General features: G+C 53.7%; 17 protein-coding genes. 12 read left to right on the top strand and 5 right to left on the bottom strand.

Going from position 1 to position 21,798, the window contains the following annotated elements; genetic code table 11:
- Window positions 1–243: 243 nt before the first annotated feature.
- From C2U40_RS25460 to C2U40_RS25440, 6 genes are all read left to right on the top strand, one after another.
- Complete coding sequence (locus C2U40_RS25460; protein ID WP_103829025.1) at window positions 244–1,398, top strand: DNA polymerase III subunit beta; 1,155 nt, start codon at window positions 244–246, stop codon at window positions 1,396–1,398.
- 125 nt (window positions 1,399–1,523) lie between these two features.
- The gene (locus tag C2U40_RS25455; RefSeq protein WP_104467506.1) at window positions 1,524–2,042 is read left to right on the top strand and encodes a hypothetical protein; all 519 of its coding nucleotides are present in this window, start codon (window positions 1,524–1,526) and stop codon (window positions 2,040–2,042) included.
- Window positions 2,043–2,555: 513 nt separating this feature from the next.
- On the top strand, window positions 2,556–2,756 hold the full coding sequence (locus C2U40_RS26345; RefSeq protein ID WP_128343913.1) for a hypothetical protein: 201 nt from the start codon (window positions 2,556–2,558) through the stop codon (window positions 2,754–2,756).
- Window positions 2,735–4,108: a hypothetical protein gene (locus C2U40_RS25450; RefSeq protein WP_233768861.1), complete on the top strand. Its 1,374-nt coding sequence runs from the start codon at window positions 2,735–2,737 to the stop codon at window positions 4,106–4,108. The genes C2U40_RS26345 and C2U40_RS25450 overlap by 22 nt, the downstream gene beginning before the upstream one ends.
- Entirely contained in the window at window positions 4,089–4,835 is a 747-nt protein-coding gene (locus C2U40_RS25445; RefSeq protein WP_103829028.1) for a hypothetical protein, read from the top strand. Before C2U40_RS25450 ends, C2U40_RS25445 begins: the two co-directional genes overlap by 20 nt.
- A gap of 46 nt (window positions 4,836–4,881) precedes the next feature.
- Window positions 4,882–5,631: a PRTRC system ThiF family protein gene (locus C2U40_RS25440; RefSeq protein ID WP_103829029.1), complete on the top strand. Its 750-nt coding sequence runs from the start codon at window positions 4,882–4,884 to the stop codon at window positions 5,629–5,631.
- Between the two features lie 64 nt (window positions 5,632–5,695).
- Here the strand turns inward: C2U40_RS25440 and C2U40_RS25435 are convergent.
- The 3 genes from C2U40_RS25435 to C2U40_RS25425 form a co-directional block, all read right to left on the bottom strand.
- A protein-coding gene (locus tag C2U40_RS25435; RefSeq protein ID WP_442778425.1) for an IS3 family transposase occupies window positions 5,696–7,050 on the bottom strand; the annotation gives its coding sequence in 2 pieces (ribosomal slippage) (window positions 5,696–6,550 and window positions 6,553–7,050; 1,353 coding nt in all).
- 135 nt (window positions 7,051–7,185) lie between these two features.
- Window positions 7,186–8,184 carry a ParB N-terminal domain-containing protein gene (locus C2U40_RS25430; RefSeq protein ID WP_103829031.1) on the bottom strand — a complete coding sequence of 333 codons (999 nt, stop codon included), beginning with the start codon at window positions 8,182–8,184 and terminating at the stop codon, window positions 7,186–7,188.
- Complete coding sequence (locus C2U40_RS25425; RefSeq protein ID WP_103829032.1) at window positions 8,184–9,413, bottom strand: ParA family protein; 1,230 nt, start codon at window positions 9,411–9,413, stop codon at window positions 8,184–8,186. Before C2U40_RS25425 ends, C2U40_RS25430 begins: the two co-directional genes overlap by 1 nt.
- A gap of 454 nt (window positions 9,414–9,867) precedes the next feature.
- Here C2U40_RS25425 and C2U40_RS26340 point away from each other — a divergent pair, with 454 nt between their 5' ends.
- The 3 genes from C2U40_RS26340 to C2U40_RS25415 are packed head-to-tail and all read left to right on the top strand — an operon-like array spanning window position 9,868 to window position 11,420.
- On the top strand, window positions 9,868–10,212 hold the full coding sequence (locus tag C2U40_RS26340; RefSeq protein WP_128343918.1) for a hypothetical protein: 345 nt from the start codon (window positions 9,868–9,870) through the stop codon (window positions 10,210–10,212).
- 18 nt (window positions 10,213–10,230) lie between these two features.
- Window positions 10,231–10,983, top strand: a complete 753-nt coding sequence (locus C2U40_RS25420) for a hypothetical protein (protein ID WP_103829033.1) — start codon at window positions 10,231–10,233, stop codon at window positions 10,981–10,983.
- Complete coding sequence (locus C2U40_RS25415) at window positions 10,983–11,420, top strand: hypothetical protein (protein ID WP_103829034.1); 438 nt, start codon at window positions 10,983–10,985, stop codon at window positions 11,418–11,420. The genes C2U40_RS25420 and C2U40_RS25415 overlap by 1 nt, the downstream gene beginning before the upstream one ends.
- A gap of 3,477 nt (window positions 11,421–14,897) precedes the next feature.
- Here the strand turns inward: C2U40_RS25415 and C2U40_RS25410 are convergent.
- A complete protein-coding gene (locus C2U40_RS25410; protein WP_103829035.1) occupies window positions 14,898–15,566 on the bottom strand; it encodes a hypothetical protein in 669 nt (222 codons plus the stop codon).
- A gap of 571 nt (window positions 15,567–16,137) precedes the next feature.
- Entirely contained in the window at window positions 16,138–18,111 is a 1,974-nt protein-coding gene (locus C2U40_RS25405; RefSeq protein WP_103829036.1) for a hypothetical protein, read from the bottom strand.
- A gap of 881 nt (window positions 18,112–18,992) precedes the next feature.
- On the opposite strand from C2U40_RS25405, the gene C2U40_RS25400 reads away from it, so the two are divergent.
- From C2U40_RS25400 to C2U40_RS25385, 3 genes are all read left to right on the top strand, one after another.
- On the top strand, window positions 18,993–20,585 hold the full coding sequence (locus C2U40_RS25400) for a phospholipase effector Tle1 domain-containing protein (RefSeq protein WP_103829037.1): 1,593 nt from the start codon (window positions 18,993–18,995) through the stop codon (window positions 20,583–20,585).
- A gap of 4 nt (window positions 20,586–20,589) precedes the next feature.
- Window positions 20,590–20,874, top strand: coding sequence for a hypothetical protein (locus tag C2U40_RS25395; protein WP_042041039.1), 285 nt, complete (start codon window positions 20,590–20,592; stop codon window positions 20,872–20,874).
- Window positions 20,875–21,172: 298 nt separating this feature from the next.
- A complete protein-coding gene (locus C2U40_RS25385) occupies window positions 21,173–21,544 on the top strand; it encodes a hypothetical protein (RefSeq protein WP_103829039.1) in 372 nt (123 codons plus the stop codon).
- The last annotated feature ends 254 nt before the right edge of the window (window positions 21,545–21,798 follow it).

Below are 21,798 nucleotides of genomic sequence, written 5' to 3'. Positions count from 1 at the left end.
GATCCCCTATGCTTATTCCACTATATGTCCTGTTCCTGGTAGCCCTCTAGCGGGGTTGTAATCTGCTAGGATTCGCAAGGGTGACAATATGCTCAGTTCATCCGGTCCGGTACAATTGTAGGTTTTGTTTTCTTCCCTTACTCCAATCCATCAGAGTATTTCTGCAAGGTGACCTACCTGATGGGCACTTGCATTATCAAGTAACAGCGTAAGTTGACTCCACGCACCAAGGAGACAACCGTTATGATGGAATTTACCTTTAAATCCAGTTCATCTTTTACCGACGCAATCACCTTCGTTGCAGCTCATGCAAAAGGGAGCATTGCACCGATTCATAAATACCTTCTACTGCAAATAGCAGAGAACGGCGTTCTGTCAGTTCAAGCCACGAATGGTGGTTTCTTTGCTACCCGCATGACGAAAATGGATTCGTTCAGCGGCACGGGCTCTATCTGCGTTGATGCGGCAAAATTCAATGCCATCGTTCACTCGATGCCCGTTGATGCAACCGCAACTGTCAAGTTTTCCTCTGACGGCAATAAATTATCAGGCGTTGTTCAAGCAGGGCGTAGCCGATTCCAGTTAGTGTGCTTATCAGCAGACGAGTTCCCTCAGCCAGAGATTTGTAATAACACCTCTCGCTTTTCCATCCAAAGTAGCGATCTGCTTCCCACCCTGACCCGTCTAAACCGTATGGCTCCGGCTAATGATTGCCGCCCAACGCTCAATTCCATTTGCGTTGAGCTGGACGATACGAGGGCCGTAGTTGTGGCATCTGATGGATTGCGGCTGGCTAAAGGGGAGTTCCCTATCAGCAGTATTAGCGGTGATGTGCGGGGGCATCAGTTGTTGATCCCTAAACAACAAGTGCAGCAAATAATTTCAATGACAAAGATGGGGTGTGAGCTGGTAGTTCTCTTTGATGCTTCACGCCTTGCCATCATCTGTCCGGTACATGGTTGGAAACTACAATTCAGCCTGCTGGAAGGAAAGTACCCCAACTGGCAGCGTGTTATCCCGAATCCCTCTGGTCATGGCTGGGCTGACCTAGGGGTAGATCGGGAATATTTCATTTCATGCCTTGAGAGAGCCAAGATTTTGGCTGATGGTCGCAAACAAACTGTGCGTTTCCAAGTCCAAGCTGGGGAGATCACTATCAGCTCGAAGAACGAAGGGAGCGACGAGGGGGCGACCGAGATCGTCCCCTGTAAGATGCCGTTAGGCTTAGAGAGGGTATCGGCCATCTTCAATGTTGGTTATCTCGTCGATGCTCTGCGCGGATTGTCCGGCGCAATAGTCAATCTGACCATCGATACCTCGGAGCAGAATAGTGCGGTTCTCATGCGTTCTGAAACTGACATTACTGCATTGCAGGTGTTGGCCCAAGTTAAGGCTTGATGTTATCTGACAGCTTGCTTTTGTCGTTCTATTGGGGGGCAAACTAATCGCTATGCCCCCTTGCATCATCCGGTATCGGGTTAACCTAAGTCCACTGAATAAAGAAACAGACCGGAGAAATTTCCATGTTCCAGCCCCTGATTGAATGCCTTTCCACTCGCCTCGGGGTGAGTCAATTCAACCTTCAAGTGTCCGGCTCGGCAGAGTTAACACAGGTGATCATCATCCCCGTCCTCTCGGCTCCTGCGGCCAATGTTGCGGGGGCAGGCTATCAGGAGAGGGGGCAAGCCTACCGTGCTGCCCTGACAACTCCGGTTGTCGTTTCCGCACCTCTAGGTGACATTGATACTCGCTTAGCTGAGATCCTTGACGAGTACGCTCAAGGTCTCTCTGATACATTACGCCAGCCCAGCATCACTGAGCAATTGCAGAAGGCTGTATCTCAAGCGGCGGTCAAGGGTGTTGAGCCGAAGAAGAAAAAGGGGGAAGCCACACAGCCAGTGACTGATGGAGCTATTCCAACAGGGGCAGGGGCAGGGGCAGGGGCAGGGGCAGGGGCAGGGGCAGGGGCAGGGGCAGTTCAGGAGAAAGTTGATGCCCAAGCACTTTTTGACCAAGACATTTTGTCCTCTTTGGGAATCTAAGGGGAGTCCATATGCAAACCATCAACTTACTGCGTCGAACCTTTAAAATTGGCTCTGCTATCGTAGATGACCCTGTTCCTGGCCTGCCACTCGAAACGGCACAACAAATCCTATCAGCCACCTACCCACAGGTACGTTGGACAACCTTGTACGAGACCGATGGCCTTCTGGTAGGGAATACCTTGCAATACGAATTTCTAATACCCCCAGTCAAAACCAACGGTTAGATGTTGGGAGGGGAGGGGATCGAAAACCGCCGCAAGGCGGTTTTATCTTTTGTGTGTGTGGATTCAGCCGCCAGCTATCAGTCCTAGGGGAGGTTTGAGTGACCCAGTACTGCTGATGGGGTGATGTTGTCGGTGAACAGGCAGCAGAAAAATACAGTGTATTTGTGTTTCCAACTTGTTATCGGTAGCGCAAGGGAGCAACAAAAATACACTGTATTTTTGGGAGTTTGAGCTGATCTTGCGTCTGAGCAATCTAAGGGATACTGGCTGCATAGGAGGTGCTTACATGCCGACTCATGATGAATTAGCCGCATGGCTGGATGTAATTGAGGCTGAGCCAGAACAGCCAACAGAGCAAGTTTCAGATCAAAACTACCTAGAAGAATTTGCCAAGGAGAAAGTGAAATGGATGCAGTTTGCTCAGAGAGTAGCGCGAGCACCAACCGAGCGGGATTTGCAATCCGGTTGGGCGAGCCGGCCTCGCTGAAAGGGCAGGCTAGCGCGCGTTTGCAAGTACCCACCTCCTTGCGTCTGCGCGGGGCTGTAATACCAAGACCGGGGTTTGCGGCTACAGATGGTTTCCATTCATCAATTCATTCTCTGGGGGAAATTGCACCACTGTTGAAGCCTGTCGTCACGCTGGCTCACAAGAACGGCTGGGGGGCCACAGAACTGACCAATTTGATGGCAGCGCAGACTCTAGCTGAGCGCCTGAGTCGCTTTGAGGATCTTGCGCATGTTGTATGCCAAGAGCTGTCTGAGCGGGCTGAAAGGGCAGGGGAGGTATGTGCCTGCGAACTGCGGGAGATCCTAAAAAATGTGGGTGGGGAAGCGTTGGCCACAGAGTTTGACAATAACTACGCAACTTGTAGGCAGATACTTGATTTTAGTTTTGGCCTTGTTAACGACCGAAATGGTAATGAGTTCGGTCAGGCCAGCGAGCAGTTCAGATTTAGGCTGTTCTCTGACCTCGAATTCATGGTTTTTCCATCGTCAGTGTCCAGCGACTACCTCGCAGCATTTCAAAACCTCATGTTCTCACAACTCCCACTTGTTGGGTTCATCCCAAGTAATGCCTTCTTTGAATACACCCTCGACTGGATGACTGAGTGTTACGATCTTGAGTTACCAGAGACTTTGGAGGCCAGCCAAATTGACGAGTTCATCGGCGTTTTGGAGCAGGCCGAAAGTGAATTATCCAAGATAGACTCTGCTCCCAGCATCGAATCAGAAGCCCCCGACTTTTTCGATAAACTCGTGCTGCTAGTCGGTGGCAAAGCAGAGGCAACTGCTGTTCTTATGAAGGTCAAAGATGCCAGTGATGAACTCGGTGGTGATGGATACTCAGCCATGTGGAGCTGTTTTGATTATTGCCATCAGAAAGCTGGCTGGACTGAAATCGCTCAGTCAGTGAAGGAGATCACAGCTGAAGGGGGGCTTGCGGCTGTATTTGGCCGCCTGAGTGAGGTGGATGATAACACCTCTCTGAGTGCCTTCCTGTTGGGGGCTCAGACGATCATTGAAAGGGAAATGGCGACCAATAGGGTAGCGAAAGAGGTTTTCGACTATCAAGACGAGTCTGACATATCCATTGACTTTAAAATCCCCTTTGAAACAAAGGTGCTGTCGCGCAGGGAGCTTGCTGATGATGCCTACAACACTCACAACGAATTTGCCATGAACGGGGATCTTTGTACCTCTAGCGTTTGCGTCCACATCAATGATGATACTTTGATGGCCATGGAATCGTGGCAGCGAAGCATTGCAATTATGGCCGCTGTGTACGTCGCAGGAAACAACATGAAAGAGGAAACAGGTCATGCAAGTGGTCAGAAATAACGCCTGTCAGAATAAACAGAGTCTACCCCGCCTTGCGCTCGTATTTTCCAGCTCTAGTGAGCAGATGGCAGACCTGACCGGCATTACACGACACGCCATCGTTGACGACAAACTTGGGCTAGGTGAACCCCTTTCAATGCAGACGATTCAGGAGCTGTTGGCAGACCTCACAGGGTCGCTGGATCGCTCCCAGGGTAACACGAAGGGCAACTACCAATTCATCCCCTCAAACGTGCTGCTCAGTAGCCCAAGCGCCATTACATGGTATCAGCCCTCGCGGGAAGGAATGTTATGGTTACAGGTAGGTGGTGAGAGGTGCGGTTTCCAGATCCGTTGGCCAGCACTTGTGTTCAATATCCAGAAAGGGTCGGCACGGCTATCTGTAGCCGCTCTGGAAACCGATGAGCGCCCTACACCCGAGAACCATGTCTACGATGTTCCGATGCCCAACTGCTACCACGGGGGAGGGTTTTGCCTTGGGAGTGCAACGTTGCCCCGAGAAATTAATTTCTCGACCTTGCCGGAGATTGAGGCTTGCATGTACGAGGCGCTGAAAACACACAGTAACAACTCCCAAGCGTTAGCCGACGGCTCTACGCCAACCGCGTTTTGGGTCGGAATGGACGTAGAGCGGAGAAAGACCGGCGTAATCCCGACAATAACAGCCTCCCAAATGACGAGAATTGGCTATCTCGGAGATTGGATTGAGCAGGTTGCATCACGATAAAGAAGGGGATAATTGCGAACGTTGAGTTGAGTAAAGGAGCAGGGCGATGAAGTGGAAAACCCCCATTGAGTATTTGTCTCAGGAAGTGGATGTTGTGCTTATTGGGTGTGGAGGGACTGGCAGTTTTGTCATGGGCGAACTGTCAATGTTACATGATCTCTTGGCCCGTCTTGGTCATCCCGGCATCAGTGTGACCGCCTATGATGGCTCTCCGGTTCGTGAAGCTAATTTAGGTCGCCAGAGGTTCCATGCGGCAGACCTGGGGCTCCCCAAAGCACAAGCCTTGGTCGATGCGGAGCGTTGCTATAACGGATTCGCTTGGGAAGCTAAGGCAGACTATGATGTGGGCCAAGGACACTTTAATCGCCGCCGTCCAACCGTATATATCACCGCTGTGGACAAGCCCAGTTTTCGTGCGCAATTCGGGTCGAAGTTTGCAACGTTGAGCAAAGGAAACGGCCTCTGGATTGACGCAGGCAACGATAACAAGACGGGGCAGGTAGTCTTAGGGGGGGCGGGATTGCCGACAGCCTATGACCTGTTTGCGGGGCAGTATGAGGTGATGGTGGATGACCTATCCAAGAGCTGTTCATCAGCGGAGGCCGTCGCCAAGCAAGATTTCGGGGTTAACTCTACGGCAGCCAGGATTGTTGGCCAACTCATGTGGAATATGTTCCGGCATGGCGGCCTTGATTCCCACGGTGCGTTTTTCGACGTACACCGGTTATCAGTTGACCCCATACCCATTGACGAAAAAGTGTGGTCATCGTTCGGTTACTCTCCGAAGACTCAGTGAGTGCCATGAACGCAACCCTAAATAAAAACCGCCCGATTGAAGTGAACCCCATTTATTGGACACGTTAGTTGGCGGATGACATGGCCTGAGTTCGGTACTGTACCGGGCTCAGGCCGTTTAGTTTCACTTTGATCCGCTCATGGTTGTAGTAGTGGATGTATTCATCCACCGCGCGTTTCAACTGCTCTGTATCTTCGTACTCTTCGTTGAACCAGCATTCGCTCTTCAGCAGTCCAAAGAAGTTCTCTACCACCGCATTGTCCAGGCAGTTCCCTTTGCGTGACATGCTTTGCTTCACGTCCCTTGACGATAATCGCGTCTGATAGCTGACCATCTGATATTGCCAGCCTTGATCCGAGTGCATCACCGGCGAGTCTCCTGGCTGTAATCTCGCCAGGGCCTCATCCAGCATCTTGTCCACCAACCGCATCCCCTGGTGCGTTGCCATCTGCCAGGCGATGATCTCGCTGTTATAGAGATCCAGCACCGGCGACAAGTACAACTTCTGCCCTTTGAGATTGAACTCCGTCACATCGGTGACCCATTTCTGGTTCGGGGCATCGGCGTGAAAATCACGCTGCAAGAGGTTCGGGGCGATATGGCCGTACGCCCCCTTGTACGACCGATATTTCTTGCGGCGCAGGTTAGAGGCAAGGTCCTGTTTTCGCATGAGTTTACGCACGGTTTTATGGTTGAGAGGGCATCCCTCATTGCGCAGCGCCAGGGTGATCCGCCGATAACCATAGCGCCCCTTGTGGTGATGAAACAGCGCCTTGACCCGTAGCGCTTCATGCTCATAGGTCCCTGTGCTGGCACCTGATTTCACCTGCCAGTAGAAGGTGCTGCGTGGCAACCCGGCGATATGCAGCAGCGCTGCCAGCTGATGGTTCTGCCTTAGCTCGGAAACTATTTTTGCTTTCTCTGCTGCTTTTCCCGGGCCAAGGCATGCAGCTTTTTTAGATAGGCGTTCTCCGCCCGCAGGTATTCGAGCTCTTCCTGGGCACTGTTGAAGATGGGATAGGGGGCGGTGAGCGGTTTGCCGGGTGGCGTCTTCCCTGAAGTCATGGCGCGTTCTCTGCGTTTGTCACGAAGGGCCATGATACCGCCTTCACGATAAAGCCGCGCCCACCGACTGACGGTGCAGGCAGCGGCGATCTTGAATGCTGCGGCCGCCTTGCGAGAAGAGGCATTATTTTCCTGCATCCAGTGCAGTACCTCTTCTTTGAACTCAGCAGAATAAGCCTTGGTCGTGATGGTGAAGCCAGCTTCGCCACTGGCTTTCCAGTGCTCAGTCCAGCGGCGAACGGCGCCATGATCGACACCAAACAGGGCAGCCGTCTTTTTGGCACCGTCATGACCGTTGAGATAGTGAAGAACGACCTGACGTTTGAAGTCGGCCGAGTATTTTTGCTTTGCCATAGAAACGAAGAACCCCTACTCGTTGGGTGTCCAACTTTCGGGGTTCACTTCACGATGGCGGTTTTTATTTACTGGCAGGTTGGTGGAATCCTATTGATGCTGTTGCTCCCATGCCCAGCCCTCCCTGCTTGATCCTCACTTTTTGAGCATAGCAAGGAGATCGAACAGTTGCTGACTGGAAATCTCGTCTGGTAGGGTCAACTCGAAAGTATTGCCCTTTTTTTGCTTCACCTCGATTCCGGCAATCACATTCACATTGGTGCGCTTTTTCGGCTTTTCACCCGCAAGTTCTGTTGCTTGTGCGGCAATGTCGGCCAGTGCTTTCGGTGCTGAGGGGTATGGCTCTTTACCTTGGGCCCATAATATCAGGGCTTCAACTTGTCCCTTCGTGAGTAGCTTTAGGGTTCTTCGCAGATTTAGTATTGTTGGGCGCCCAGTACCAGTTCCATCCGGTAGCAGTTCATAGAGTGGCAGCGGGATCTCAAGTGCCCACTGTGAGGCGCGGACTTCTGACTCATGCACCCCGAAAAGTGCTGCGGCCTGGAGTACATCTAACCCTTCATCCTTCATCACCCGGGCATAATGCAGCCCTTTATCATAAAGCGAGTTGGGTCGAGTGAGGTTGGCAAGTCGACTGAGCTCGCGTAGCTCTGCCATGCTCAGATCCTCTGTTTCGTCGGTGTAAGCTATGGGTAAGCCTTTATCCGCCAACAGTGCACAGTATCGGCGACGCTGACCGTCAAATATGCCATACCTGGTATCTGCTCCTCGTACTGCCAACACCTCCATCACGACGCCACCAGACCGAACTGAGCCGATCAGGTCATCTACAGTTTCTTCAGTCACTCCCGACTTGGAGCGAATATTCGCTTCGTGGATATAGGTTAGCTCCTCAACATGTGCGGAGGGGATATAGACTGACGTCAGCCGCACGAGGCGCCCATTTTTAAGGCGTATAACCCGGAAAGCACCAGTCGATCGAATCTTGCTGGCCAATGCTTCTTCCGCGTCCAGAAATCCCCCAGCCACATCCTCAGGTATGCTGAACACACCGCTTGAAATGGACGGCTCGGCTGCTGATGCAGCCATGTGGGCCACTAGGCCTGTGCTCATTGGCGTGCGCTTTTTGCTCATCAGTTCGATACCTCAAGAATGTTAGAGAAAAACTCAGCCACAACGTTCTCCGCAACGTTCTGGGCACGTCGGAGTGACCGGGTATCTCCTGCATAATGCTTCGGTTGGATGGTGAATACGGTTCGGCCATCTTCAGTGACAGAAGAGAATGGCCTCAGTTGCTCCATCCTGTTGACAAACAACTTCGCTGGTTCAAGGTTCTTGAGCATCATGTAGTTATCCAGATGCTGTGGATTGGTGCCGTCAAATTTACTGCCCAGAAGCCAGACTGATGCGGGATCCAGGTTTGGGGAGGGGATATTCGCCAACAACCCATGAATGGACTCGAGGAATTTCAAGCTCGAGTCAAACTCCAGCGGGTCGAGGCCAATAGCAACAAACAAGCTGTCACTCGCTTGCAAAGTGTTAATCAAGGCCGCGTCAAGATGAGGACCCGCATCAAGCAAGATGAGATCGAAGTGATCACGAATCGGATCAATGACATATTTTGTCAGCAATTCGGTCATGTTGATGCCGGTATCTGCAGCGTGTTGGTATGCCTGCAGTGAAAAGAAACCATCAGCTGTACCCGCCGGCATGACGAATAGCCCATCGCTAGAAGTAGGCAGCATCCATGACCTTACCGTTTCAGGTGTGGCTCTGCTGGCAATGGCTTCGATTGCAGAATGCTGTGGCACTTTTCCAAGCCCGGCGAACCCAAAAGCAACGGAAGTTGACCCCTGGGGATCCATGTCAATAACCGCTACCCGCAATTGATGACGGATCAGGTTGCGATGATGAACCAAACCGGTCGCGATGGTAACGGTCGATGTGGTCTTGCCAACCCCCCCCTTTAGGTTCTGGCAAGCTACCACCTTAGCGCGAGTATCGGAGCCAAGAGTGGACTTGATCTCGGCAAACGAACGCTGGCCTGCGGCCTTGTAAATGGCCCGCACATCGGCATGAGAAAATGTGTGTGGTTGGAGCGCGTTTTTCTCTGCTGGTAGCCGGCTAAACTCTCGGCCACCATCACGCAACACCTTGATGGCCCCTTCAACTCTGGCCCGGGTCATTTCCGGTAAACGCTGCACCTGGTACATCGTGTAAACCGCACTTTGATAGCCGTCCTCAATGGAGGAGTCCCGGCGGTCTTGCTTAACATCGGCTATGTACCCCAACACCATTCTTGCTTGGTTGCGGAGTTTCTCGAAGCCCACCAAGCGTTGCTGTCTTTCCAATACACTGATCATTCGACTTCCACCGTCAATTCCATGTTTTTAGGTCTTGGGATGATAATTCAGGAATTATGGGTTTGTCTATTTTTTGGCAATAGGCGCAGCTGGAGGCACAAGCTCTGCCCTCAGCTAAATGCGGCCAACTAAACCAAAAGCACATCAGATGACCGATCACATTCATTCGTCACCAGCCCCAGCCTGATTGGAAGAAGTAACTGCATACTGATTCTTCCCCGCAAATCATCACCGTCACCAACACGGTCGTTAACCCGCCGAGAAGTGATACAAGGCAACTACGACAGTAGTTCAACAGTGATACAAGGCGACTACGTTGGTAGCTCAATGGTGATACGACTTGCATCAAATGTGATTCGTTTATGATGCAAAGCGTTGACAAGGGTAAGGGCGAAAATGAGCACAACAATCACCAATCTTTGGCACCTAGACAGCATCTCTTAGCGAGGACCTTATGTTACCAAGCAGAAAAGGCGCATCGAAACTCGAGCCCTATACAGATGAACTCCTGGAGCTGAGGGGTAAACATTCGCTTGAGGTGATCCGTGAGTACCTAGAGGAGAAGTACAACATTGAGATAACAAGGTCCGCAATAAATGCGTTCGTAAAACGAAGACAGAAAATATTGGCAAGCCATAGTTCGACCCAACCAACTCCTCTCGTCCCCAGCGAGGAACCCAAAATGGCGCCAGCCGCCGTGCAGCGTAGTCATGTGGCCGAACGACTTCCTTCTGCCACATCCAATAAGGTGGAAACGCCTGTAGTTGTTGACGTGTGGGCAGGCAAGGTAAAACTCTGAATATTAGGGAATTAATAGATGAAGATTGTTGTTGTATCTAAAACAGGATTTGTAGGAAAAACCGTTCTGTCTGCCCACTGGTTGAAAACCATGATGCCCGCAGCCCAGCTCTTCTCGATTGAGGACATGAACCAGGCCGCTGATGCACTTGGTGTTGACGTAACCACAATGAACGGGGGTCAATTCTCAAATCTGATGAATTCAATCATGGTAGAAGATGAGGCCATCATCGATGTGGGTATGAGCAACGTCCGGTTCTTCATCGACGGACTTCGCAAGTTCAGTAACTCTTGCCAAGAGTTCGACTACTACTTTATCCCCCTCACACCAGAGAAGCGTTGCCAGGCAGAGGCGGCAGAAACCATCAACACGCTGTTGGAAATTGGCGTTGACCCTGCTCGGATTCGCCCGATTTTCAACAAAATTCCAGCCACATTCTTCTCCTTCGACCAGTTTGCAAGCTTCGTGTCATACATGAAAAAGCATACAAAAGTGGAGACCGACTTCCGGTGGGCAGTAGAAGAAAACCCGGCGTTTGAAATGCTGTCGCGGCAGGAGCTGAGCCTTGCTAGCGTGGTAGCTGATACTCGAGACTACAAAAGTGAGGCAAAGGCTATCGTTATGAAATCTCGTACAGAAGGGTTGGAGCTCGATGCCAGGAAGGTAGAAGAACTGACGTCCATGCACACTCTACGCATGTGCTGTGTTCCGCTCCTTGAGAAGCTCACTACAGTCTGGGGGGATTTACGTCTTACTAAGCAGGTCGCCTAATGGCCCCGGAAAACCTATCGTTGAAGGGGGGCTTGTTACCGGCAGAACATTACCAGGCGATCTTTGCATCCATGCTTGGTGATGTGTACGAAGCCATTCAGGCAGCCAGCCGCCTACAACGAGAGGTGGAGCGTACCCACGAACTGTTTAGCAAGATTGAGTCGCTTTTAAAATGGCTATCCCGTGAGCGGCAAGAGATACATGATGCAGCAACACGCTTTGGTGTCATGCTAGAGCGGCTTGATGAAGAAAACGAGCGATTTATTCGTGTGCATCGTTCAACTCTCGATGCGATGAGGAGTGAGTTAGACTTCATAGCCCGCTCCGAAATGAAGGAGAGGGGAAGCAAGCTGAATGTTGTTACAAATGTTCCCTGGTTGGTAGCCATTATCTGTTCAGGCATTACAGGTTACTTACTTGGTATGATGGCGAAATGAATTGAAGGCCGTACAGCGATTGTGCGGCCTTTTTTTGCTTATTCACTTCAGGTCGACTCGGCGATGCACCGTTCGAGAGATCGCTAGGTAGGCACATCAGCAAGCTGCAGCTAGATTCTGTATGGGCAGGGGGCCAACTAAGGCGAAGGCCGGGGGGGGCATCGGCTCTCGCCGGCCCGAGGCCCCGCCAGTACCGGCCGGGTGGAGTTATCCAAGGTACTGGCCTAGCATGCCTGGAGCCGGCGCCAGATCCTGCAGGGGCGGGGGCCAACCAAGGTGCCGGCCGAAGAAACACCGGCTCCCGCACACCTGCAGGCCTGACCGTGGCAGCCCTAAGGCTGAGTTCTACGGCCTTAAAGCGTCAGAACAAACGCCCTCATAATCTCCTCCTTCCTCACATCCATGACTTGGCAAGCAAACAAATGCCTGCCGCCATCTCGAGCCTAACCGCATGACGCGAACCGGATATCCAGCCCGGGACGCACCGAGCATCCCAAACCGGTCCTCTGAACACCGAACCGAAACCGATAATGGGGCGGGCTACCTGGGACGTTGAGCTCGGGCCTTGCCAGCCCCAGCACACCTGACGGCCCCGCCGACTGCCATGAACCGGAACACTCGTCCAGCAGGGTACCGAGCCTGCGACGGCCCTGGCTCGACTTAACCAGCCCCGGCCCAGGGCCCGCCATGCACCGGCTCCCCCTGAACACCGAACCTACCGGCAGCCCGGGGCCACCTGCTGTACCGGCCCGCCGGACAGAGTACCGGATCCACCCCGCCGGCGGTGGCCAACTCGGGCTCCGAGACCGCGGCGGCCCGGGGCCACCGGCAGCACCACCACACCGAATACAACTCCGGATCGGTCCACACTGGCCAAAGAGTCCGCGGCGGCACGATCCGTCAACCACACTCCACAAAGGCCAGCGCGAGCGCTACCAAAGCCCAGGATCTTGAGATCGGCATGCACACCGAGTAAATCCCGCCGCCACCTGGTCCAGCACACTTGCCGGCACCGCCGGACGTAGCACCCGATCCCCCGCCGGCGGTGGCCGCCCTCTGCCCGATCCCACGGTGACCCGGGCCATCCTGCTGCACCGCCCCGCCAGACGTTGTACCTCAGTGGCCCCCCATGCGCCGAGCACGCAGCAGCCCGAGACGTACCAGGTATTGCGCATCGGCTTACTCGACCCAGGGCACCAATGGGGATAGCGGTACCCGCTCGGCGGCCAGCATCTGCAGAATCAGCCCTGATCATTTAGTCCGGGCCCCTTAGACTCAGCACACCAGTGTGTGGAGCTCGAATACCGCCGGAGCCTTGGCTTGCTACTCTGCATGCACACCGACAAAAACCAGCCACCACAACTCCCGGCCCCACCGGCAACAGCACCGATCCGGGAGCTGCAGCGCCACCGGCAAGCACCGGAACACCCGCAGGCAGTGGCCACCCTCTAACCGAACCCGCCGGCCGCTACAACCGATCACCCCGCCGCTGCTGGGCACCCTGGATGCCGAACTCGCTGCCGCCCGGGGCCACCTGCAACACAGACCCATCGGAGGCCGCGCCGAATCCCCGCCCGGTCGCCGGCTACCCGGGGCGCTGAGCCCGCGGTGGCCCGCAACCACCTGCTACACCGGGGCACCGTAAGCCGCACCGGCCCCCCCTGCCGGCAGTGGTCGACCTGGGCCACCAGCAACACCAGCACCGCCGGACGCAGTACCGGAACAACCGCCGGCAGGGTACCGAGCCTGCGACGGCTCTGGCTCGACTTAACCGGTCACGGCCCGAGGCCCGCCACGTACCGGATCCCTCTGAACACTGGACCGACCGGCAACACCATCCCACCGAATGCAACTCCGGTTCGGTCCACACTGGCCAAAGAGTCCGCAGCGGCACGAGCCGTCAGCCCCCTCCACGCAGGCCAGCGCGAACGCTACCAGAGGCCAGGATCTCGAGATCGGCATGCACACCGAGTAAATCACGCCGCCACCAGGTCCAGCACACCTGCCGGCACCACCAGACGCTGTGCCGGGTCCCCTGAACACCGATCCGACCGGCTGCCTAGGGCCACCTGCTGTACAGACCCGCCGGCCGCCGCACCGGAACCTGCCCAGCCGTTGACCACCATGGGTGCCGAGCCAGCGACGCCCCGGGGCCACCGGCAGCCCCCCACCGAATGTAACTCCGATTCGGGAGACAGACCCCCACCACGGGAGCACCGGTAATCGAGCCACGCCTTGTCGGCGAAAACGGTCTTGGTGTGGTGCGTGGCCTGCTTTGCTTCGTGATAGCGCCCCTCAGATCGACCCCATCTCGTAGCTAGCCGGAGGGGTGGAGAGTGTCGCGGATCTCGATGTTGGCCCACTCAGTGACTCGGACGCAGGTCGAGTGAGTTAGCCAGAGCTGCATTGCATCACGGTCGAATTAACGACCGGTGATCGAGGCGACACGAATCACATGCTTGAGTTGTCCAGGACGAAGGGCGGCAGCACGACGGGCGTCGGGTCTTGGGGAGTAGTACATGGGACTCTCTCTATTTAATGCCGGTTCACAGCAGTGAACTGAGTGAGCAGGAAAAGGGTCTCCTGGTGATCATACCAGCAGGCCACAGGCGGGGTTCACGGATAGTTAGGCGAGTGTGTCAGGGCTGGGCACATCAGGAAGGTACACACACGGCGGTGTCGTGACGGCATGCTCTTTCGTGTAATGAGGTCGAGGCTCGGGCGCTAAGTAGATATGAAGCCCACCTTCGGGCTTCCACATTGGAGAACAGAGCATGAACAAGACTCGTATCAAACAAGGCGCCCGCTGGGCATTCACTGTCGCCCAGCAGGCGATCACCTAGGCCGCCGTCAGGCTGCTTGGCATGGCCATCCTGTCAGTGGTCGTCAAGACCTGGCCAGTGGTCGCTGTGGCGACTGGGGGGCTATGTTGAGCCCACGAATAGAAGCGGGGCCACAGGCCCCGCCGATTAGCACGGACTTTTAGAGTGAGACTTTGCTTTCATCTCACAAGGGCAGTCCAGGAGTCCGCCGAGCACCACACAAAATCACCGGCTCTAGCACAGGACCGTCAGATCCAATCCTCCACGGGGCCGACTGCGGCCCCCACTGCCAACTACAAGCCCGCCTGCGCTGGCCGCCTTGGGCAATGAATTTTCACGGATTCTCAATCTGGATAGTCTGCAAGTAGCCAAATGCCGATAGCCATGCAGCCGAACGTGGACCCTGTGATTGAATACCGAGCCTGCTGGCCACCGAGTAGTCCAGATCACAACTAAAGGAGGGGGAGGGGGTCGCAGTCGAGTAACTCGAAGTGAAAAGGCAGGATCCGGCTCATCTATCGATGGTGCTTCACTGACGTGGTTAATGCGGTAGATGCTACTCATGCAGTTCATTATCTCTACGACGTCTTCGAAATCACAACATACATCAACAAAAAGCCCCGCTAGGCGGGGCTATTTGCATCTTGCGCCTGGTCTATGCGCAGATCTTAACTGGGCGCGGCAACGGCTTACAGGCGATGATCGCGAGCTGCCATTCGTGGTGCTGGGGGCTACCCCATATCTTATCTGACAATGAAGCCAACTCAGCATCAGAACGGATCTGGTGCAGTTCGCCGGTCATCAGTTGATAGTGGTACACGTACAGCCGACGATAAAGCGCCTCGGACATTCTGGCCTTCCAGAAGTGCATACCTTCCCCAGTCTGCATGTTATCACTCAGGATCACATCATAACGGGCCAGTATATAGCCGAAGAATACCGCAGACGGCAGATCTCGAAGTACAGCCTTGTGGTGCTGATTGAACGAACGCCAAACCCGTTGCTGGGTGGCCGGGCGACATTTCAGATCTTCATAGTGAACGATGATCACCTGGTTGTAATAGGCGACCTCAGCCGTATGGTCATTGACCAAGGCGATCTCGAATTTGTCGCCACCGAGTCGAGTAGTCACACAGACGAGGCGGTAGCCGGGCGGTAGAGCGATTCCCAACTCCGGCGCAATCTCCTGGATGTGCTCATGCCCCACCAGAGCTTGATACATCGCCCCGTTGGTTGCGGTCACTTCCAGGTCACGGAATGTTTCTGTGACCTTGTTTGCATCGATAATGAGTTGCGGCATAGCGTCTCGTAGTTGATTGCTCATATTTGATTCATGCCTACTCTAACACTCTGGGGCGGGTGACTTCCATAATAATAGACAAAGCCCCGCAACGCGGGGCAGGACAACCAAAACGAACTGTGTCAGGCAAATCACCGACTGATTTTATCCCGAGGCCTCATGCATTTGAGCCAAAGGCAATAGCAAGCGACTAGGGAACCCAGGCAGTAGAGAATGAACGGCAGCACCATCCGATATGAGAAGGGGCTAGGAACCATGCTCGTCGGCGGAATTGACATTATCTTGAAGCTCTTGAATTTCGTAGATTTTCCGTCTGCATCAGTCAGATTATAAGTCCCTTCCCAATCAATAGAGAGGTCACCTGCAAGAGTTCTATCATTCGGAAGCACGACTTCCACATTGTGGCGAACAAAGCCAACCGATTGCCATTTCATCCCTAAGTGGATGACCCCTATCGCCATCCATAGCCAACACCCACCGGCCAACAAAATCACTGGCACATACCGAACTTGACTCAATTGCATCTCTCCTAGAACACTAGAAATGTAACGTGGTAGCGATTGACTAGCAAACCACTGAAAATGTTTTTTTGGCTCTAAAGCTTCATTACCTTTTTCCTACGGCTTCCCGCCGCCGCCCGGTTCCAGTCATCCCGCTTATTGCTCTCAATTGATTCCCTTCCTGCTTCCCACGTTCCGCTGAAAAAATTGGCATCATCTGTTCTACCAACAGCGATTAAGGGGGTTACCAATCGTGAGAAATACACCCTCTTGTGAATCTGAGCCGCAACTTCAAGCGGCGATCGAGAAGAAGAGAGCATTTTTTTCAATCTGGCGATAGTGTCTGCGTTATCCCTATACCAGAAAGTGACACGAAGATGAGCCGGTTTAAGCGGTATAGAGCGGAGAATCGTTTCAAATTCTGACTGTTTGCTTTTGCGTGGGTCATGGCTCGCGATTTGACGCAGCAGTGCGGCATCGGCATCACGCGCCACCGATTCAAACACCTTAGCTAGGCTGGTCAATTTGCGATCATCGCCCCCCTTGAGCAGGAGGCGAGCGCCGGCCGGTGACTTCTTGGCAGCCTTACGCAATCCTGACATTATCCGCTCAACAGCATCCAGGTTGGCTGATAGCCACTCTTTAGGCTTGGTTCTGGCGGATGGACTCGTACTTGATGCCGTAAAACTGAGCCCTTGCAGTTCCTCCGCCACCTCAGTGCTATACGCCTTACCGCGACCCCGCTTTCTGGGCACATCGATTACTGGAAGTGTAAGGTCCGAATTTGCTACAGACCGAGCATCCCCGATTGAATGCGATTTAAAGTGAATTTCCGTTGAAAGTGTGAGTCGTTCATCACTTTCCTTTGACTTCACATTTCGATATTTAATATCGACATCGATCAGTCCCGCACTCAGAAGTTCGTTAAGGGCCAATGAGAGTTGCCGGCGATCATTGTGGTTGTGCCGACCAGTCTCGCGTGGATGGATTTCACGCAGGAGCTCAAGAACCGTCATGGGCCGCAGATTCAGAAACACCCTGCGCCCCATTAGCTTGCCTGGCCTAGCTGCGATCCATAGAGCTAGCAGGCGAGCCATCTGAGAGTTCAACTGAATGACTGCACTTCGATTTATTGGGACGAGCTTTTTAGTGCTCAGATACAAGGTTCGCAGCTCTGGGGTCGGAGATATTTCGATGGTCCCATCAGGTTCCAACCTCAGAGTACCAACGATATTCGCAATCATGACCGATCTCTTTCGGCTAGTCTCATCCGCATCATCGAGCGTTGGGTAAAATAGAAGAGCAACGCTCTTTAGCCTTGCAAGCGAATCGACGATTTTTTTGTCCAACAGGTAATCTGACGGCCGCATATCCTCAGGAATCGGTGAGAAAAATCGCTCTATGGTCATACGAATTGGCTTGATGATGGCTTGCTCAAACCTCTCCTTTGACAGGCGCCCTAACCAATGAGTGATGCAGATATAAGAGACCAAATCCATTTGAGTGTTGAGGGTTGGCCCCCTCAGTGACATATAAGCGTGACCACTGCTAAGCGGAGTGGTCAGGTGGTAAATTCTATGCTCATCCAGTGCTGGTGGCGTCTTCCCGCTCGCAAGCACGCGGAACATCCCCGTTTTCAGGGTCATATCCAGGTGCAAATCAATGTTCTCAGGGGGAGGGCTGCGATCTGGGTACAAGGAGCGGGTTTGAACCCTATCGTACTCAACCAAGTAGTCCGTATCTTGTTCTATCACCACGGGAGCTCTTGTGTTAGCCACAGCAGTAGGTTCTGGGTGATCCTTTTCTTCAGCTCCCCCTACATTGTGTTCATTGGCTTCATCCACCAGCAACGTCATTTTTTCCATTGCCGGCCAAATGATCTCTAGGGCTCGCTCTACTGACAGCTCCGGTGCCGTCGACACAAAATTCAGCAGCATTGACACAGCCGACTTGTTAATTTTCGGTAAAAGTGGGGGCGCCATCACTTTGATGACGTCAGCACGAAATCCCTGTTTGGTTAAATACGCCTCTAAAATCGCATTCGCGCAGCTAATTTTATCAACGATCATGCGTCACCCCCCAACCTGTGCATATGCTGAATATAACCTGTTCAAAAGCTGTTTATAACCTGTTATCACCTGACAAAATGGTCTCGATAGAGACTCCACGGCATAGTAGATAAGAGACCACGGCATAGTAGATAGCATATCACGGCATATAACATAGAGCATCACGGCATAGCATATAGAGCATCACGGCATAGTACATAGAGGAACGCGGCATATAACATAGCAGTGCACGGCATATTACATAAAACAGAAAAAAGCCATATACATCACTAAGTTACAACCACCCCATCTTTAAAGATCTTTAACAGATCAAAGATATTAAAAGATCAGTAGATCAAGAGATCAAAAAAAAGAGATCAATGATCTATAATAAGTTGCAGTCGATCTCTTCTCGTTAGGATCCATTTTCGGATTCACAATCCGTTCGCAGCCCCTGAGCAAGCCTGATTTGAGCCCTAGACAGCTCTCAGATGGAAAGTAGACCCCGTGGCAATACGTTGGTATACCCCGGTGATGAGCGCCCTATAAACCGCAATTCCAGCGATTTTATGACTGGGTGAATAACCGCTTAAAAACCGTCCCATCCTATCGGATCCAGACCATAGATCTACTGGATCCAACGTGGATCCATTTTTTAACAGGACCTCGTTTACCTCACACCATCAATAACCTACAGCTAATCGTTCAGTTCAAGCTTTTCGCTGTAGATCCAAGACACGTTGACCCCATACTCTGAACTAGATCCTTAGCAGGGTATGCAAGGATCGATGATCTGAAGATAAAGCGACACAAACAGACGTCCTGAGTTTAAAACACGGTCTCATTCAGCATCTTCAAGATCCGATTGGGGTAACATATGCCTTTCGATTCGGAGGTATTTGATGAGGACCTTAGCAAGGAAAGGCGATCCCACCAGCACTGGCGGTGCGATCCAAGACGGGGACAGCAGCTGGCTCAGCGAAGGCTCCCCAACCACCTATATCGGGATGATAGCGACCTGCCCAGCTTGCAAAGTCGGACAGGGCCCTATCGTCGCCGTGGGCCCCCGCTCCATCATCGGCCCGGGCGGGCCGGTAGCACTGCAGGGCGATTATGTCGCTTGCGGCTGCCCGCCTATGAGCAACACCATACTCCCCGCCCAGGGGACGACAGTCGGCGACAACAAAGGGCCTCGAGCGAAAGCAGCCAGCGCCCCAGCAGAACCACCAGCGCCAGCACCGGCCAGTTCGCCGGCGACCCCTCTTGTCCCGTTGGTTGACCCCGAGGAACACCGGATCGGCATCTTCTTCGATGGCACCCAGAACAACAGGCACAACAGCGAGCTCAGGGAGCAATGTGAAGAGGCAAGCGAGGCGGCCTGCAAATCCATAGAGAAGCTGATAGGCACTGAATCCTCATACGACGGCGGCCCAACCAACATTGCCCGGCTGCATCAAGCCTATACCGGCCCAGCAATCTACATCGAGGGGATCGGCACTGCTGCCGGCAAGGCTGACACAAAGATCGACATGGCTTTCGGTACCGGTGCAACTGGCGTCATAGCCAGGTCAAAGGAAGGCCTGGCCAAGATCAGCACCATGATCGCCAGCCTACCCGCCGGCCCGGTAGCTGTGGATGTCTTCGGCTTTAGCCGGGGCGCTGCAGCTGCGCGACATTTCGTGAACATCCTTCTGGAATCGAACCTGGGGCGCCAGGTGCACGTCGCATTCGTTGGCCTCTTCGATACCGTAGCAGCCATAGGCCTGGACGCCAGCAATGACGAGAATGCGCCAGTTCGCCTCTACATTGCTCCCGGGGCCGCGGAGAAGGTTGTCCAGCTCGCCGCCAAGGACGAGTACCGGCTCAATTTTGCGCTTAACTCCGTACAGCCAGACCACACGGAACTCCCGCTATTCGGTACTCATAGCGACGTTGGCGGCGGGTATCTAGACCAAGTTGAGAAGACGCCAATCATGCGCCCCTATGATGCCATCCTGAAATTTGGTGATGACGCAGCCTATAAGAGATTCCAGGCTGCAGCCAACGCCAGGCTCCAGGAGGAAGCTATCCCTCTATACAAGGGATATGCGAAAGACAGCAGCCAAATAAAGCCGACCATCAGCTCTTTCTCCGTCGTATCCAAGAGCGACGCGCCAATGGTGGGCTATGTGGCCAACGCGATCATGACGCGCACGGTCAAACCTGAACTGCAGCTGCTCGCCGGCCACCTTATGCAGACTATCGCGCAGGAAAGCGGAGCGCCGCTCACCCCCCTGTCTGAGCCGGTTCCCGGGGCGCTGGCCTTCTTGTTCGACAAGTACCTGGGCCTGTGGCATGGAAGCGGTGACCTCAAACTGTCCAAGGAGCAAAACGAGATGCTGATGACGGAGTATGTTCACTGCTCCGATAACTGGACGCCGCTCGGCCCCCTCTACGTGAACGCCCCCGCCCCTAGTAGGGTTCGTCGCGTCTACCAGCAAACACCAGGGAAGTGACCTTATGAAGCGAATAGTCATTGTCCTAGCCCTCCCCCTCGCACTTGCAGCTTGTGGCGATACCCAGGAGAAGAAACAGCCCCGTAAGCCGCCAGAGGAGCGGGTGATCAGTGAGCCAGCTCATGGATTTGGCGTCCTTTTTGGCAAGCCAAACCCCGATTACACACCGCCAGGGAGGCTAGTTGATAGCCCGGACTTTAAAGTGACTCTCCCAGAGGACCGCTGGGAAGAGGTCACTATCAGCAAAAAAGAGGGCAAGCCAAGCGCGGCGGCAGGTGTAGATAAGTGAGAGCTCGCTGGGCTGTCACTCTCCTGGCGACAGTAGGGGTCTTGGCCATAGCCACCCTGTTTTACACTAGGTCAGATCTACCGAAGGCGGAAAGGCCAGGTATCACCTCCTCCAGTCATGGAGTGGGTGTCCTGTTAGGTTCGCCACAGTACCAGGTGAAAGGTGAGCTGGTGGAGGGGGGCTTTCTGGATAAGCAGCTGGACGAGAAGGGCAGTACGGAATTGGACGAATACCAGTGACACTAGGCCGGCCAGCTGCAATGATGAACCAATCAATCAATCAACACGGAGGGCAAGTGATGTCCTTTACTGCGATCACCCTTGAGGCCGCCCTGGCCATTGAGCCGGCCAAGCTATCTGGCGTCATAGACGGGGTACCGGTCAACCCGGCCAAGCCACCAGCCAGAGACATCAAGCACGACGAGCGTGAGCCCGAAGAAATGATTCTGTGGTGGCGCCAACCGTACCTGCAATGGAATAGCAATGGGCACTGGGATGTTAGATGCCTCGATGGCGGCGCATGGGATCGCCCCACGTTCATAGGTAACCATGAAGAGCTGGCCGGTGCCATAGAGCTGGCCAAGAAGCCTACCCGCGCCTATGCCATAGGGGAGCGGCAGGCCCTGGAGAGCGGCGAAGCCCTAATGAGATCGCTGGGGCTTGATGAATGAGCCAAGGGCGCCACATAGGCGCCCTTGTTCTGAGATGAAAACAAGCAGTAAGCTTAACTTTGGTAGGGCACTATAAGCTCAGAGCCCTGACAATCGCCCGTTTCGCATCTGTCCTAGTAAGGGCCTTAATAGTATGTGTGGCCCTGCTCAGTCTTGGGGCTAGAGTGACGTGACTAGATTGGCCCCTTGAAGATCCAGACACTTCGCCCCTCTTAACTTAAGAGGTAGTCTTGGAGCTATGTTCAGTACTAGTC

The sequence above is a fragment of the Aeromonas sp. ASNIH4 genome (assembly GCF_002934425.1).
GTDB lineage: Bacteria > Pseudomonadota > Gammaproteobacteria > Enterobacterales > Aeromonadaceae > Aeromonas > Aeromonas hydrophila.
The sequence above is the reverse complement of the archived record's forward strand: the minus strand, read 5'-3'. Positions and strand labels throughout refer to the sequence as shown.

Excerpts from the sequence above, each read along its gene's own strand:
- C2U40_RS25460 (WP_103829025.1), top strand. The coding sequence starts at position 244 with ATGATGGAATTTACCTTTAAATCCAGTTCATCTTTTACCGACGCAATC.
- C2U40_RS25455 (WP_104467506.1), top strand. The coding sequence starts at position 1,524 with ATGTTCCAGCCCCTGATTGAATGCCTTTCCACTCGCCTCGGGGTGAGT.
- C2U40_RS26345 (WP_128343913.1), top strand. The coding sequence starts at position 2,556 with ATGCCGACTCATGATGAATTAGCCGCATGGCTGGATGTAATTGAGGCT.
- C2U40_RS25445 (WP_103829028.1), top strand. The coding sequence starts at position 4,089 with ATGCAAGTGGTCAGAAATAACGCCTGTCAGAATAAACAGAGTCTACCC.
- C2U40_RS25440 (WP_103829029.1), top strand. The coding sequence starts at position 4,882 with ATGAAGTGGAAAACCCCCATTGAGTATTTGTCTCAGGAAGTGGATGTT.
- C2U40_RS25430 (WP_103829031.1), bottom strand. The coding sequence starts at position 8,184 with ATGAGCAAAAAGCGCACGCCAATGAGCACAGGCCTAGTGGCCCACATG.
- C2U40_RS25425 (WP_103829032.1), bottom strand. The coding sequence starts at position 9,413 with ATGATCAGTGTATTGGAAAGACAGCAACGCTTGGTGGGCTTCGAGAAA.
- C2U40_RS26340 (WP_128343918.1), top strand. The coding sequence starts at position 9,868 with ATGTTACCAAGCAGAAAAGGCGCATCGAAACTCGAGCCCTATACAGAT.
- C2U40_RS25420 (WP_103829033.1), top strand. The coding sequence starts at position 10,231 with ATGAAGATTGTTGTTGTATCTAAAACAGGATTTGTAGGAAAAACCGTT.
- C2U40_RS25415 (WP_103829034.1), top strand. The coding sequence starts at position 10,983 with ATGGCCCCGGAAAACCTATCGTTGAAGGGGGGCTTGTTACCGGCAGAA.
- C2U40_RS25410 (WP_103829035.1), bottom strand. The coding sequence starts at position 15,566 with ATGAGCAATCAACTACGAGACGCTATGCCGCAACTCATTATCGATGCA.
- C2U40_RS25405 (WP_103829036.1), bottom strand. The coding sequence starts at position 18,111 with ATGATCGTTGATAAAATTAGCTGCGCGAATGCGATTTTAGAGGCGTAT.
- C2U40_RS25400 (WP_103829037.1), top strand. The coding sequence starts at position 18,993 with ATGAGGACCTTAGCAAGGAAAGGCGATCCCACCAGCACTGGCGGTGCG.
- C2U40_RS25395 (WP_042041039.1), top strand. The coding sequence starts at position 20,590 with ATGAAGCGAATAGTCATTGTCCTAGCCCTCCCCCTCGCACTTGCAGCT.
- C2U40_RS25385 (WP_103829039.1), top strand. The coding sequence starts at position 21,173 with ATGTCCTTTACTGCGATCACCCTTGAGGCCGCCCTGGCCATTGAGCCG.